Here is a 15,861-nt window from a genome sequence, read left to right on the forward strand (position 1 = left end):
TATTTGTTCTATTGTTTTTTTTTTTCTTCATCCGTCGTCTCCCCGTATCTCCACTAGTTCGCTCTTCGGCAGCGTCAGATGTGTATAAGCGCCCGGCCATAGGCCTCATGGCCTTCTCACTTCAAATCGCTCCACCGGAGCGATTTGCCCTGCGGGACAGTTCGAAGTTGCAAACCTTCCATCAAAATGATCGAATCCATTTAAACTGTTTCACCGCTTGGTGATTTGCCAGCCGGAACAGCCGAGCGCTGAATTCCAGGCCCAACCCGCCTGCCCGGAGACCTGATGGGCGCCTACATCCTCCGCCGCCTGCTGCTGATGGTCCCAACAGTGTTCGGCATCATGGCGATTTCCTTTGTTATCACCCAGTTCGCGCCGGGCGGTCCGGTGGAGCAGGCGCTGGCCAATATTTCAGGCCAGAATTCGGCGATGACGGAGCGCATTTCCGGCAGCGAAGGCGGCGACTTCACTGCCCAGCCCGGCCAGCGTGGCGGATCGGGATATCGTGGCAGCCAGGGGCTTTCGCCCGAACTGGTCGAGCGTATCGAAAAGCAGTTCGGCTTCGACAAACCACCGCTCGAACGCTTCGGCATGATGCTGTGGAACTACCTGCGGTTCGATTTCGGCGACAGCTATTATCGCGACGTCTCCGTGATCGACCTCATCCTCGAAAAAATGCCTGTATCGATCTCGCTGGGCCTTTGGATGACGCTGATCGCCTACGGCATCTCGATACCGCTGGGCATCAAAAAGGCCATTTCCGACGGCTCTCGCTTCGATATCTGGACCTCGACCGTGGTCATCATCGGCTATGCCATCCCCGGCTTCCTGATCGCCATCATGCTGATTATCGTGTTTGCCGGCGGCAGCTTCTGGTCGCTATTTCCGCTGCGCGGGCTGACCTCGACGGGCTTTGACAGCTTCCCGTGGTGGCGGCAGGTGCTCGACTATTTCTGGCACCTAACCCTGCCCATCATCGCCATGGGTCTTGGCGCCTTCGCCACCACGACGCTGCTCACCAAGAACTCGTTCATCGACGAGATCGGCAAGCAATATGTCACGACTGCCCGCGCCAAGGGACTGACCGAAAACCAGGTGCTGTATCGCCACGTTTTCCGCAACGCCATGATGCTGATTATCGCCAGCTTCCCCGGCGCCTTTGTCGGCGCGTTCTTTGGCGGCTCGCTGCTTATCGAGACGATATTCTCGCTCGATGGCCTTGGCCTGCTTGGCTTCGTTTCCGTCGCCAATCGCGATTATCCGGTGGTGTTTGCCACGCTGTACATTTTCAGCCTGCTCGGCCTCGTCATCGCCCTGATTTCCGACCTCGCCTATATGTGGGTCGATCCGCGACTGGATTTCGAAAGCCGCGAAGTATGAGCGAGATGGCAGGACAGGCCGCCGTCATCGAGGCGCCGCGCAACAGGTTTCTGACGCCGCTCAACCAACGCCGGCTGGCAAATTTCCGCAAAAATCGCCGGGGGTACTGGTCGCTGTGGATATTTTTGGTGCTGTTTCTCGCCACGCTGGGCTCGGAATTCATCGCCAATGACCGGCCCACCATCGCTTCCTACAAGGGCGAGCTGCTGTTCCCGGCCTTCGTCGATTACCCAGAGGAAAAGTTCGGCGGCTTCTTCGCCATCACCAATTATCGCGACGATTTCATCGCCGACGAGATCAAGGCCAACGGCTGGGCCATCTGGCCGCCGATCCGCTTCAACTACCAGACCGTCGATGGCTTCCTGCCCTATTCGGGCGCCGTCGCGCCAAGCTGGTTGATGTCATTCGAGGACAATTGCGCCCGCTATCCGCTGCAGGCCGCCGACCCCAATTGCCACTGGGGCAATTTCCACTGGCTCGGCACTGACGATCGCGGCCGCGACGTGGTCGCCCGCCTGCTCTACGGCTTCCGCATTTCGGTGCTGTTTGGGCTGACCCTGACTATCATTTCATCGGTGATCGGCGTGGTTGCCGGCGCCGTGCAGGGCTATTTCGGCGGCTGGGTCGACCTGGTGTTCCAGCGCGTCATCGAAATCTGGACCTCGATCCCAGCGCTCTACCTGCTGCTGATCATCTCATCGGTGATCGCGCCCAATTTCTGGGTGCTGCTGGGCATCCTGCTGCTGTTTTCCTGGGTGGCGCTGGTCGGCATCGTGCGCGCCGAATTTCTGCGCGGACGCAATTTCGAATATATCGCCGCCGCCCGTGCGCTCGGCGTTTCCAACGCCACCATCATGTTCCGTCACCTCTTGCCCAACGCCATGGTGGCGACGCTGACCTTCATGCCCTTCATTCTCTCGGGTTCGGTGGTGACGCTGACCTCGCTCGACCTGCTCGGCTTCGGCCTGCCCCCCGGCTCCCCCTCGCTGGGCGAATTGCTGGCCCAGGGCAAGAACAACCTGCAGGCCCCATGGCTCGGCCTGACCGGGTTTTTCACCATCGCCATCATGATGACCCTGCTGGTGTTCATCGGCGAAGCCGTCCGCGACGCGTTCGATCCGCGAAAGTCGATGGCATGACCGCACCCCTGCTCTCCATTCGCGACCTGACCATTGCCTTTGGCACCAACGAGGCGACGCGGCGTATTTCGTTTGATATTGCGCCGGGCGAGACTGTGGCGCTGGTGGGCGAGAGTGGGTCGGGCAAGTCAGTGACGGCGCTGTCGGTGCTCAAGCTGCTGCCGCCTTCGGCCAAGCTGTCCGGGCAAATCCTGTTCAAGGGCAAGGATCTCGTGACGGTTGCCCCGGCTGAACTGCGCGCGGTGCGCGGCAATGACATTTCGATGATTTTTCAGGAGCCGATGAGTTCGCTCAATCCGGTCCACACCATCGAGAGCCAGATCGGTGAGGTGCTGGCGATCCATCGCGGCCTTCGCGCTACGGCGGCGCGCAAGCGAACGCTCGAACTGCTGGATGCGGTGGGTATTCCGGACCCGGCGAGCCGGTTGAGTTCATATCCGCACCAGCTTTCGGGCGGGCAGCGCCAGCGCGTGATGATTGCCATGGCGCTGGCCAATGAGCCGGACTTGCTGATCGCCGACGAGCCGACTACGGCGCTGGATGTGACCGTGCAGGCGCAAATCCTGACCTTGCTGAAGTCGCTGCAGCAGCGGCGCGGCATGGCCATGCTGTTTATCACCCATGACCTTGGCATCGTGAAAAAAATTGCCGACCGGGTCTGCGTCATGACCAATGGCGAGATCGTCGAAAGCGGGCCAGTGGCGACGCTGTTCGCCAATCCGCAGCATGCCTACACCCGCCACCTGCTCGCCGCCGAGCCGCGCGGCACCCCGCCATTGTCCGATCCCACTGCCCCCAGCATCATCGATGTGGCTGACCTCAAGGTGTGGTTCCCGATCAGGCGGGGCCTGCTGCGGCGCACCGTCGGACATATCAAGGCGGTCGATGGCGTCGACCTGTCGATCCGCCGGGGCGAGACGCTGGGAGTGGTGGGGGAGAGCGGTTCGGGCAAGTCGACGCTGGGATATGCCGTATTGCGGCTGATCCCGTCGGATGGGCGCATCGTCGTACTGGGTAACGAGGTGCAGAGCCGTTCCTGGAAAGCCATGCGGCCACTGCGTGCCGATATGCAGATCGTGTTCCAGGACCCCTATGGCTCGCTCAGCCCGCGACTGTCGGTGGACCAGATTATCGGTGAAGGACTATCGGTGCACATGCCGCAGCTCACCGCGTCTGAACGCGATGATCGCGTCGTCAAGGCGCTGGAAGAGGTGGGCCTGCCGCCCGCTGCGCGGTTCCGCTATCCACATGAGTTCTCCGGCGGCCAGCGCCAGCGTATTGCCATCGCGCGGGCCATGGTGCTCGAGCCAAAATTCGTCGTGCTCGACGAGCCGACCTCGGCGCTCGACGTGTCGATCCAGGCGCAGGTGGTGGACCTGCTGCGCGATATCCAGCAGCGGCGCGGGCTGACCTATATGTTTATCAGCCACGACCTCAAGGTGGTGCGGGCACTCGCCAACCAGTTGATCGTGATGCGAAACGGCAAGATCGTCGAGCAAGGCGAAGCATCAGCGATCTTTGCCGCGCCGCAGTCCGACTATACTAAAACGCTGATGGCTGCCGCCTTCAATACCGAAGTGATTGCGCCGCAAAATCTTGATCCGGCGCGCCCTGTCACGCCATGACGTTTGCGCCTAGTCTCCCTCCATCAAACCAATCCGGAGCCGTCCGATGAAACTCGCACCCCTCCTCGCCGCCATGCTGCTTTTCGGCCTCGCCGCACCGGCCATGGCCCAGACGCCGACCGGGCAATGGGTCCACGCCTTTGCCATGGAGGGCCAGCCCAAATACGGTCCCGACTTCACCCATTTCGACTACGTCAATGTGGATGCACCCAAGGGCGGCGTGGTCCGCACGGGCGATCTGGGCGGCTTTGACACCTTCAACCCCATCCTGCCCAAGGGCGAGGCGGCGGGCGGCATCGGCCTGCTCTACGAAACGCTGCTGACGCCATCGCTGGACGAGCAGAGCGTTTATTATGGACATCTGGCCCAGGCGCTGATGATCGCGCCGGACTATGGCGCGGTGACCTTCCGCATGGACCCCGATGCCAAATGGCATGATGGCGAGCCAGTGACCGCCGAGGACGTAGTCTGGACCTTTAACAAGCTGATCGAGGTCAATCCCGACCGCGCCCAGTACTACGTCAATATCACCAAGGCCGAAGTGACCGCGCCGGGCGAGGTGACCTTCACCTTCAACCAGACCGGCAATCGCGAACTACCGCTGATCCTGGGCCAGCTCCAGGTGCTGCCGCAGCATTGGTGGGAGGGCAAGGATGCCGCCGGCAAGCAGCGTAACATTGCTGAATCTACGCTCGAGCCGCCGCTGGGCAGCGGCCCCTATGAGCTCGCCAGCTTCGATGCCGGCCGAACCATCGTCTACAAGCGCGACCCCGACTATTGGGGCATCGATCATCCCACCCAGGTCGGACAGAACAATTTCGACGAATACCGCATCGAGTATTTCCTCGATCTGACTGTGCAATTCGAGGCCTTCAAGGGCGACCAGTTCGACTACTGGAGCGAGAACCAGGCCCGACGCTGGGCCACGGCCTATGACTTCCCCGCCGTCGCCGATAGCCGCGTCATCAAGGAAGAATTCCCGCAGGACTATGCCGGATCGGGCATCATAGTCGGCTTCATCCCCAACCTGCGGCGCGAGAAGTTCCAGGACGCGTTGGTACGCGAGGCGCTCAACTATGCCTTCGACTTCGAGGAGTTGAGCAACACGCTATTCTTTGGCCAGTACCAGCGCATCGACAGCTACTTCTTCGGCCTGCCGTTCAAATCGACCGGCCTGCCCGAGGGGGAGGAGCTAGAAGTGCTCAATTCCGTCAAGGATCTGGTGCCGGCATCGGTGTTCACCGATACCTACACCAACCCCATCAGCGGTGACCCGACCAAGCTGCGCGCCAACCTGCGCACGGCGCTCGGACTGTTCCAGCAGGCTGGCTTCTCCCTCGATGGCAACAAGCTTGTCGATGCCGACGGCACCCAACTGGCTTTCGAAATCCTGCTCAATGGCCCGACCATCGAGCCGGTAGCCGCCAATCTCGTGACCAATCTTGCCCAGATCGGCGTCGCGGTGACGCTGCGCACGGTGGACAGCCCGCAATATATCAACCGGGCGCGCTCGTTTGATTTCGACGTGATCTATTCGGGCTGGGCCCAGTCATGGTCGCCCGGCAATGAACAGCGTTTCTTCTTCGGCTCATCGACCGCCAAGGAACAGGGTTCGCAGAACTATGCCGGCATTGCCGACCCCGGCATCGACGCACTGATCGAGAAGTTGATCGGCGCCGACGATCGCGCGACCCAGGAAGCCGTCGTCAAGGCGCTCGACCGAACCCTGCTGGCGCACCACTACATCGTGCCCAGCTACTCCCTGCGCAACTCGCGCACCGCCCGCTGGGACCGCTTCGGCCGGCCCGAAAACCTGCCTGAGTTCTCCTCGGGCTTCCCAACCATCTGGTGGTATGACGAGGCCAAGGCGGCAAAGACCGGTGGGGCGCAGTAGGGTTTAGGCGTTTCCACCATCGCGGCCAAACAACCCCCACCCTTAATCTCTCCCCACAAGGGGGAGGGAGACGATGAACACTGGCATTGGACCTAGCGCCTCCCTCCCCTGAATGGGGAGGGAATGAGGGTGGGGGGATGAGAGCCACAGCGCGAACAGCGTCTGCGCCAATCCCCCCGCGCCTCAGTAGTCCTTCTCATAAAACACCCCGAGGCTTGAATTTCCGTCTTGCCCCGCCGCGCCTGTGACCTTGAGGTCGCCGGTCACATCGAGGTTGATGGTCACCTTGCTCTGGCCGCCAGCGCCAGCCTGGACGCCGAGATACACGTTGTCCTGGATATAGGTGCCGGCCTGGACGGCGACGTTGCCCTGGTCGTCGGTGACGATATCAAGATCGGCGAGGCCCGCGGCGCCGCGCAGGCTATCGACGAGGCCATTGCCGCCGCCACCCACCAGTTCGGCAGCCGCACCGGCCAGCTTGGCCAATTGCAGCGGCGACAGCTCGCCCATGGAGCGCTTGAAGATCAGCCGGCTTAGCACTTCGTCCTGCGGCAGCATTGGGCTGGAGGTGAAGCTGACGTCGATGTCGGAGGCGCGGCCGGCGACGGTCACGAACACTGTGATGCCTTCGCCTTCGGTGCGGGCAACGAAGTTGAGGAACGGGTCAAGATCGCCAACGAGGGTAACCGTGCCGCTCTCGAAGGTGACGCGCTGACCGAGAATGGCCAGGCGCCCGCGGATCAGCTCGAAGCCGCCGACCGGCTGAACATTATTGACCGGGCCGGTGATCCGCACCGAACCGCCCACTTCAGCATCGAGGCCGCGGCCACGCACGAAAATCTGGTTGGGCGCACTGACATTGATGTCGAGCACGACGCCGGTTGGCCGGGTCTGAGGAATTGGCGCTCCGCTCGCATCATCGATTTTGGCACGCTGCAGCGTCTGCTCGACGGCAGGCGGGGTGCGGATATGCTCGACATCGATCAGCTTGGCCCCGCCACCGAAGTTCTCAGGCACCGTAATATTGGCCTCTTCGACCAGCACATCGCCGCTAAGCAATGGCGACCCCGTGAGATTGCCGGTCAGCGCCAGATTGCCGGACAGGGTGGCGACGAAGATATTGCCATCGGCATAGCGCGCCGAATTCAGCGCCACGCGAATATTGGCCGGCAAGCCGCCGCTGAGACCGACCGAGCCCGAGGCCGAAACCGTGCCGCCGGTGGAGAGCCCCCCCGACAGGCTATCGATGACCAGACTGTCGCCATTGAGACTGGCTGAGCCAGCAAGGCCGGTGATGCGGAGATTGAGCTCCGGATCGACATAGCCGGCACCGCTAGTAGATATGCGGCCGCCAAACTGCGGGCTGGCCAATGAACCGGTGACCCGCGCATCCAGGGTCACGACACCGCTGATCTGACCACCGCGATCGGCGACGAAGCGGTTGCCCAGCGCCAGTGGGGCGGAGCCTTGCAGCGAGAGATTGAGCCCGTTGCCAGCGAGCGGCACGGTGCCCGAACCGCTGATGGTCAGCCCGCCCGAGCCATTGGCGCGCAGCGATGCGAGAGTGACCGCGCCATTGCGGAAGCTGCCGCTGGCCGAGGCCGTCAAGGGCGCAACACCGAACTCGCTGATAGCGGCAGCGTTGACGCCCGCAACCTGCGCCTCAAAACTCACCTGCGGATCGCTGCCGGTACCGGCAATGTTGACCCGGCCATTGAGCGTGCCGGCTAGCCCCAGATCGGGCGCGATGGCATTGGCGATAGACAGCGGCAATGCGTTGACATCGAGCACTATGGAAAGGGTTTCGCCGGCCGAACCGGTGGCGGTGACCGAGCCCGATCCGACATCGAAGCGCACCGCGTCAAGCGCGATATCGGAGCCGGCAACCTGCAAGACAGTCGGCTGCGCCAGTCGTGCCGAGAGCGTGCCCTGCTGCAACTGGGCGCGATCCACGGCAAGGCGATAGCCGTCATCGACGGGCGTGAGCGAACCGGCCACATCCACATCGGTGCCGGTGGCGAGGGCCGCCTGTGCATCGAAGGAGGTGGTGGTGCCGCTCTGGGTGGCCTTGGCTGTCAGCGTGGTGACGTCGACGCCCGCCGCCGACACATTGCTGGCATTGGCCGAGCCGTCGATCACCGGAACGCCGAACAGGTCGCCTATCGTGGCGTTGATATCGGCCGCACCGACCGTGATGTCATTGACCACCAGACCACGCACATCACCGCGCACCGTGGCGCCCTGCTTGCCATCGACCGGCGCCAGATTGACCTCGGCATTAACCGCGCCCTTGGCGTCAAGCAGCGCCAGCGCTGCTGGCACCGAAACGTCGGGCGACACCAGGGTCAGCCCGCCATTGATCATGCCTGTCAGCAATTCGCGGGTCAGCCCGCCGGTGATACGCGTGCCTGCGGCCTGGAAGTCGATATCGGCCAGCGCCTGTTCGCTCGGCGTGACGCTGACACCGACGGCCAAAGTGGCGCGATAGCCATCGAGCGCGGCGGCGCCTGAGATACTACCGTCGAGGCGATCCACCGCATAGCGGCCGTCAAAAGCCACCGTGGCATCGCGCAGGGTCCGACCCGCCAGCCGGCCATCGGCCACTGTGGCATCAAGATTGAGATCGATCAGGTTGTCGGCACCCTTAGCAGTTCCCACCACCTTGAGTGCGCCGCTGGCCTGTTCGGAAAGTAGGGCAAGGTCGCTGAGATCGAGATCGAAGGCGAAGTCGGCCACAGCGCTGGAATAAGTGCCGTCGGCGACGACCTGCAGCTGGTCGTTGCTGACGCGGAAATTGTCGGCCAACAGGCCCGCCTCGGTCCGCGCCACGCGGCCACTCAGCGACACGGCGCCGGCCAGCAACCCATCGGCAACCTCGTCGTTGATCGACAGATTGGTGCCAGTGCCGTCGAGCGCGACATCGAAGCCACCGCTCAGCGGCTGGATCGTGCCATTGATCCGCAAGGCGAGGCCGCCGTCGAGGTCACGCCCGGCAAGGCCCGAGAATGGCGCAATGCTGGCGGTTTCGAGATTGATGTCGCCGATGAAATCGAGATTGTCCAATTGTCCGGTCAGCGCCAGGATTAGTGCCTGACCGACCACGCGCAATTCGGCGACTTTAACGGGCTGCCCGGCCTCCCAGAGGCCGGCAATGCCGAGGCCGATGCTGTCACCCAGGGCAGCTTCGATCTCGGCCGAGCCGGCAATGCCCGACAGCGTGCCATCGCCGTTGAAGGTAACGCGACGGGTAGCCGGATCGCTGAGGTTGGCGGCGACGCCACCGAGGTTGAGCGACAGGCTGTTGGCGGCAAATCCGTCGGTCTCGAAGCCGGCAATCGCCAGCGTCGAGGTCCAGTCTTCGCCGGTTTCGCCAAACGACACGGCCAGTTGCGCCGAGCCGACACGGGTGGCGCTGCCCGGCACCGGCAGGGTGACCTTGCCGCCAGAAGGATCGGCGACCACGGCATTGAGCGTCAGGCGGCGCAGGAAATTGTCGGCCGTGGTATCAGCCGCGGCTTCGAGTGACAGTTGCCCGCCGCTTAGGCGCAAGCCGGTGATCGAAATGCCGCCTTCCGAACGAACCAAGGCGTTGACGGTCAGCGAAGTTTCGGCGCCAAAGAAGGGTCGGTAGGTTTCGGCGATCAGCGTGGACAACGGACCGCGCAGGTCGGTGGCTATGGCGATGCCCTCGGGCGTCTGGTTGATCGTCGCGACGCCCGACAACGCCGTTTGGCCATTGGCCTGCAGTTGCAAGTCAGTGCGCAGGTCGGTCACCGCGCCGCTGCCCTTGAGCGTCAGCGTGACGGCGGGGCGACCATCGATATTGAGCAGGTTGGCGATGACGCCGTTCTCGGGCTCGACCAGCGCGAGATTGAGATTGATGTTCTTTTCAGCATTGGCATAGACAACGTCGAGATCGAGCGTACCGCCCGGACCATCGAGACGCACGATATCGAGATTGGTGGTGAGGTTGCCGCCTTCCAGCGTCAGCGCGCCGGCCAGCGAAATTTCCGAACCGAGGCCGAAGACATTTTCGCCGAAAGTCACCTTGGGAATGCTGAGTTCCTGCAGGTTGATGGCCACCGGGAATTCCGGAACTTGAAAGCCGCTGGCTTCGGGCGCCGGCAGGTCTACCGCGCCTTCGACCGGGACGGCATTGCGGATATATTCGATCGAGTCGGCCTTGAGCGACTGCACGTCGAGCCGGCCGAGCAGCAGCGCGCCCTGGTTCCAGGTGAGCGTAGCATTGTTGACGCGCAGCCAGACGCCCTCGGCATCGGAAATGGTGATCTCGCGCACAGAGACATTGGAGCCCAGTGCACCATCGATATTGGACAGTCGAATCTGCCGTTCGGGCGTCGACAGGCGGTCCTGCACGAAATTGGTCAGCCAGTCCTTCTGCTCTTCATTGCCCATGGTGAGCACTTCGACAGCGTCCTGCGCAAGCCCAGGCGCGGCAAGGCCGAAGGTTAAGAGCAGGACGACGATCAGGCGTCGCGCGAGATTGGTGAACCGGGCCATCAGAAGGACTGCCCTATGCCGACATAAATTGCGTAATCGGGATCGCTCGCACGCTTGTTGAGCGGCACAGCGAAGTCGAGCCGCAACGGGCCGAGGCCGGTGTAATAGCGGATGCCGACACCGGCGCCGATACGCAGGTCTTCGAGCGCCGGGAACCGGTCTGCCGCCACATAGCCGGCATCGACGAAGCCGACAACGCCGATGTCCTGGGTGACCTTGGCGCGGGCCTCGATCGAGCCTTCGAGCAGGTAGCGCCCGCCAGTGACCACGCCCGCGCCATTGTCGACGCCAATAGACTTGAACGCATAGCCACGCACCGATCCGCCACCGCCGGCAAAGAACAGTTTGTCGGGCGGAATTTCCGCGAGGCCCGGCCCAAGCAACACACCCGCCTTGAGGCGCGCGGCAAGCACGTAAGGATCGTCTTCGCCGAAGCCGAAATAGGTGCGGCCCTCAACGGTCAGCCGGGCGGCGGTGTTCTGGTAGTTCAGCTCGTAGAACGGCTCAAGATTCACCGCGCCATACCAACCCTGGGTGGCATCAACCTTGTCATTGCGGAAATCCAGCACCGCGCCGCTGTAGAGCCCGATGGTCTTGAAATCGCGGGTGCCGAACACGTCGTCAAAGCGATTGATCTCGAACTGTGCGCCAGCTTCGAGGGTGATCTGGTCGGAGAGGATATGGGTCAAGCCGGCGCGACCAGAGGCCGAGGTCTCGGAATAGGTTGGATAGAGGGTGCGCTCCGCCGCGACCGAGGCGACGAAATCGGTGTCTGGGGTGAAAACGCCCGGCTTAGTGAAGGTGCCACCGAAGAAATAGTCGAACTGGGTGGAATCCAGCGGAAAGCCGATACTGGCGACGCGGGCATCGAGCCGCAGCCGCTCGGCCTGGCCAAACAGGTTGCGCCAGAGATGGAAGCCTTCGACGCCGAGCCCGTCGATGGTGGAATAGGTAGCGCCAGCACCAAAGCGGCGACCGGGCAGTTCCTGCACGATCAACTGGTACGGCAGCAGGGCATCGGCGCCAATGGAATCCGCCGCTTCGAGCCGCGCCGCGCGGAACACTTCGAGCCGGTCGAGCCGCTTCTGCGCCAACGCGACCTCGTCGGGATCGTATTCTTCGCCCACGGTGAGACCGGTCTGGCGCCGTACGAAATCGGGATCCATGCGCTCGGTACCGGTGACAGCCACTTCGCCAAAGGCCGCCTTGGCACCCGGATTGACCGTGATGGTGACATCGACGAGGTTGACCCCATGATCGGCCACCACGTCGCGCGCGGCGATGACTGCCTTGGCATAGCCCTGCTGCCGCCAGGCTTCGAGCGCCAGTTGCTCGGCCTGCAGGATCACCGATGATTTCGCGACAAGACCGGCGGCAAACCCCTTGTTCGACGGCAGGTCGACCTGGTCGTAGGGGTCGTTGCTGACCGGCGCCTGGTTGGCCACGGACACACTGTTGAAGCGGAATTCCGGGCCTGGATCGACCACGATGGCCACCTCGACCGGATCGGGCAACTTGACATCGGGCGCAAGATTGGAGGCTTCGACACCGCCGACGCGTATGGAAACCGTGCCGCCGTAATAGCCTTCGTTATAGAGCGCTGCGATGACGCGGCGGTAGTCGCCGCGCGCCTTGGCGAGCAGGCCAGCTGCGCCCGATGCCGGCTCGCTCTCGTCGGCAATCAGCGCCGAAGCATTGCGGACTGCACTCTCGAGCGCGCCGGTTGCGTTGATGACTACGGTGGCGATGTAGGGCTGCGGATCGGCAATCACAGCCTCTTCGTCGACCTCGTCCTCAAAGAACTTCATGCCGAAGAGTTCAAAGGCAGCAGCCGGCGATGCTGCCGCGCCGAACCCGGCAAGGGCAACACACAAGGCACTCATGCTCATTACCAGACGCACGATACGCAAGTGCACCAATCCCGCCCGTTACGCTTCAACCAGATAGGCAGAAGCTCAAATTGCCCCGTCCGGGCGAAGATTCCGTTAAGGACCTTCGGCCGAAGTGACGATTTTACGACCATCCCATGGCGGGAAACAACCTCTGGTGGAATTTGTCCCGAATTGTCAGGCAGACCGTGGCCGATGAGCAACGCGATATCCTCATTCGCGCGCCAGTGCTTCCACTGGATCCAGCCGTGCCGCCGAACGTGCCGGCATGAAGCCGAAGACCACCCCGATCAGGCTGGCTGAGGCGATGGCGAGGATGATGGATTCGGCAGAATAGCTGACCTTGGCTCCGGTCACCAACGCGGTCAGCAGGCTCCCCAGCCCGAAACTCAGCCCAACTCCGGCCGCACCGCCGACGAAACACACAAGCACCGCTTCGATGAGGAACTGCCGCAGGATATCGCCACGCCGGGCGCCGACGGCCATGCGGATGCCGATCTCCTTGGTACGCTCGGACACGCTGACCAGCATGATGTTCATCACCCCGATGCCGCCCACCACCAGCGAGATCACCGCAATGGTCGAGATCAGCAGCGTCAGCGTCGCCGCCGTCGATTCGATGGTGTCGCGAATGGTAGCGGTGTTCTGCAGGAAAAAATCGGTCTTGCCGCCATGCAGCCGGGTCAGCATTTCGGTGATCTCGGTCTCGGCCCGCGCCATGTCGTAGTCGTCGCTGACGCGGATGGCGATCGAGCCGAGATAGGACTGGCCCAAGACGCGATCCATCGCGGTCGTATAGGGAACATAGACGTTGGCGCTGTTGCCGCCCGGGCCGAAGCCGGTGACATTTTCAACCACGCCGATTACCCGCACCGGCACGCGGCCGAGCATGATGACCTGCCCGATAGGATCTTCGCCGTTGACGAAAAAGGCGGCCCGCGCGTTGCCGTCGATCACTGCTTCCTGCGTGCGCTGGGTGATGCTGGTCTCGGTGAAGCCGACGCCTTCGGCAAACACCCGGCCATTGACCTGGAAGAAGCCCTCGCCGACGCCGGTAATCGAGGCAGTGGACGAGGTGTTGCGGAACAGCACCGTTGAATTGGACGAAACCTGCGGCGTGACGCTATCGGCATAGGGCTGCGTGGCGAGTGCATCGGCGTCTGACGGCAGTAGCGTCTGGATGCGATTGCTGCGCCGGTCACCGAAACCGCTGCCTGGATAGATATTGATCGTATTGGTGCCGATCGAGGAGATATTGGCCAACACGGTTTCCTGGCTGCCCTGCCCCAAGGCCACAACGCTCACCACCGACGCGATGCCGATGATGATGCCAAGCATGGTCAGAAAGGTTCGCAGCTTGTGTGCGATCATTGCGCGCAGCGCCATGCGCAGGGCCTCGACGCTGCGGTCAAAACCTTCGCGCCAGCGCGCAATCCGGCGCATGTTCTCCTTGACGCGACTGGTCTGGATGGCGCCTTGCTTGCGAGTATCGCCAATGATCACGCCATCGGAAATCTCGATGGTGCGCTGTGCCTGCGCCGCGATCAGCGGATCATGCGTAACGATGATGATAGTATGGCCATCGGCATGCAACTCATGCAGCAGTGCCATCAATTCCTTGCCGCTCTTGCTGTCGAGCGCGCCGGTCGGCTCGTCGGCGAGAATGACCTCGCCGCCATTCATCAGCGCCCGCGCCACGCTGACGCGCTGCTGCTGGCCACCCGAAAGTGCGTTGGGCCGATGGTCGAGCCGATCGCCAAGCCCGAGCCGGGTAAGCAGTTCGATCGCCCGCTTGCGGCGGGCCGTACCGTCTACGCCTGCATAAATGGCGGGGATTTCAACATTCTCTACAGCATCGAGATCGGGCAGCAGTTGATAGCGCTGGAAAATGAAGCCGAAATGCTCACGCCGCAGCTCGGCCAGGGCATCTGGTCCCAGCTTGCCGATGTCGCGCCCGTCGAACTTGTAGCTTCCGGCCGTAGCGCGGTCGAGACAGCCGAGAATGTTCATCAGCGTCGACTTGCCGGAGCCGGACTGGCCGATGATTGCCACAAGCTCGCCCTGGTGGATATCGAGGTCGACATCCTTGAGCACGGTCACCGTCTCGGCGCCTGTCTGGAACTGGCGGGTCAGCCCGCGCAGCGAAATGATAGGATCGGCCATCAGCGGCGGCCGCCGAAACCGCCACCGCCAATGCCGGGTATTCCACCGAAGCCGCCGCTTGGCTGTCCGCCGGTCGCGCGTGCAGAGCTGGCAACATTGCTGACCACCTGTTCGCCCTCCTCGAGGCCCGACTTGATCTCGGCCACCACATTGTTATTGAGTCCGACCTCGATGCGACGGGGCTCCTGCACCAGCGTTGCCGGGTCATAGACCATCACCATGGCATTGCCCTCGGGATCGCGCCTCGTAACCAGCGCCGACGACAGCACCAGCGCATTCTCGACCTCGTCAAGCACGATGGTGACTTGCGCCGTCATCGAAATGCGAAGCTTGTGATCGGGGTTGGGTACGTCGAACAGCCCGTTATAATAAATGGCGGTATCGGTCGAGGCGGTGTCCGAACCGATCGAGGTTGGCGCCGGCTCGACCTCGCGCAGCTTGGCATCGATCTGCACATCAGGCTCGCCAAGGATCGTGAAATACACCCGCTGCCCGGCCGCAACCCGCACCACGTCGGCCTCGGAAATCTCGGCCTTGATCACCATGGTATCGAGATCGGCGATTTTAACGATGGTGGGAATGGTCTGGTTGGCGTTGACAGTCTGGCCGGCCTCCACCAGCAAGGCAACGATGGTGCCATCGCTCGGCGCCACAATTTTGGTGCGGGCCAGGTTCAGTTCAGCCGACTCGACGCTAAGTTCGGATTGCGTGATCTGTGCGTCGAGCTGGTCGATTTGCGCCAGCGCTGAATCAACTGCTGCTTGCGCGGTTTCAAGATCTGTTTGCGACACGAGGCTATTGGCGTTGAGCTGCTGATTGCGGGAAAAAGCCGCTTCGGCCTTGGCGAGGCTGGCCTGCTGGTTGCGCTTCTGCGCCTCGATGCCGGCCAGTACTGCCTGCGCCGTCTTGACCGCGTTTTCCTGATCGAGGCTATCGATCTCGACGATCAGGTCGCCCTTCTCGACGCGCTGGCCCAGCGACACATGCACTGAATCGATGCGGCCCGACACTTCGGCACCCACCGCCACCAAGGAATTGGCCTGCAGCACGCCTGAGGCCAGCACGGTTTGCTCGATGCTGTCGCGCTCGACCGGCACGGTATTTGGCACGATGGCCGCTTCCGGCTGCACCATGAAATACCACCAGGCACCGCCACAGGCACCCGCCACGACCACCAGCATCAACAGCCACTTCAGAAAGCTCTTCAACCCGCAAAATCCCGCAATCATTGATGTGCTGCAATGTAATAC

General features: G+C 62.5%; 9 protein-coding genes. 5 read left to right on the forward strand and 4 right to left on the reverse strand.

Annotated elements, in window-relative coordinates:
• The 5 genes from WH91_RS25105 to WH91_RS11705 form a co-directional block, all read left to right on the forward strand.
• Nucleotides 1-224 (forward strand): hypothetical protein (locus WH91_RS25105; RefSeq protein WP_210165776.1); only part of this gene is annotated, 224 nt, incomplete at its 5' end.
• Nucleotides 225-285: 61 nt separating this feature from the next.
• The gene (locus WH91_RS11690; protein ID WP_046171196.1) at nt 286-1,380 is read left to right on the forward strand and encodes a microcin C ABC transporter permease YejB; all 1,095 of its coding nucleotides are present in this window, start codon (nt 286-288) and stop codon (nt 1,378-1,380) included.
• On the forward strand, nt 1,377-2,519 hold the full coding sequence (locus WH91_RS11695) for an ABC transporter permease (protein WP_046171197.1): 1,143 nt from the start codon (nt 1,377-1,379) through the stop codon (nt 2,517-2,519). Before WH91_RS11690 ends, WH91_RS11695 begins: the two co-directional genes overlap by 4 nt.
• The gene (locus tag WH91_RS11700) at nt 2,516-4,144 is read left to right on the forward strand and encodes an ABC transporter ATP-binding protein (RefSeq protein ID WP_046171198.1); all 1,629 of its coding nucleotides are present in this window, start codon (nt 2,516-2,518) and stop codon (nt 4,142-4,144) included. The genes WH91_RS11695 and WH91_RS11700 overlap by 4 nt, the downstream gene beginning before the upstream one ends.
• A 46-nt stretch (nt 4,145-4,190) precedes the next feature.
• Nucleotides 4,191-6,038 (forward strand): extracellular solute-binding protein, encoded by a 1,848-nt coding sequence (locus WH91_RS11705; protein ID WP_052952788.1) that lies wholly within the window; start codon nt 4,191-4,193, stop codon nt 6,036-6,038.
• 183 nt (nt 6,039-6,221) lie between these two features.
• On the opposite strand, the gene WH91_RS11710 is transcribed toward WH91_RS11705, so the two are convergent.
• The 4 genes from WH91_RS11710 to WH91_RS11725 all read right to left on the reverse strand — a co-directional run bounded on the left by WH91_RS11710 (nt 6,222) and on the right by WH91_RS11725 (nt 15,819).
• Complete coding sequence (locus WH91_RS11710; protein ID WP_052952790.1) at nt 6,222-10,559, reverse strand: translocation/assembly module TamB domain-containing protein; 4,338 nt, start codon at nt 10,557-10,559, stop codon at nt 6,222-6,224.
• A complete protein-coding gene (locus WH91_RS11715) occupies nt 10,559-12,442 on the reverse strand; it encodes an autotransporter assembly complex protein TamA (protein ID WP_046171225.1) in 1,884 nt (627 codons plus the stop codon). The genes WH91_RS11710 and WH91_RS11715 overlap by 1 nt, the downstream gene beginning before the upstream one ends.
• 219 nt (nt 12,443-12,661) lie before the next feature.
• Complete coding sequence (locus tag WH91_RS11720; protein WP_046171199.1) at nt 12,662-14,611, reverse strand: MacB family efflux pump subunit; 1,950 nt, start codon at nt 14,609-14,611, stop codon at nt 12,662-12,664.
• Complete coding sequence (locus tag WH91_RS11725; RefSeq protein ID WP_199533517.1) at nt 14,611-15,819, reverse strand: efflux RND transporter periplasmic adaptor subunit; 1,209 nt, start codon at nt 15,817-15,819, stop codon at nt 14,611-14,613. The genes WH91_RS11720 and WH91_RS11725 overlap by 1 nt, the downstream gene beginning before the upstream one ends.
• Nucleotides 15,820-15,861: the final 42 nt, after the last annotated feature.

Origin of the sequence: Devosia psychrophila (genome assembly GCF_000971275.1) — a bacterium.
Classification (GTDB): Bacteria; Pseudomonadota; Alphaproteobacteria; order Rhizobiales; family Devosiaceae; genus Devosia; species Devosia psychrophila.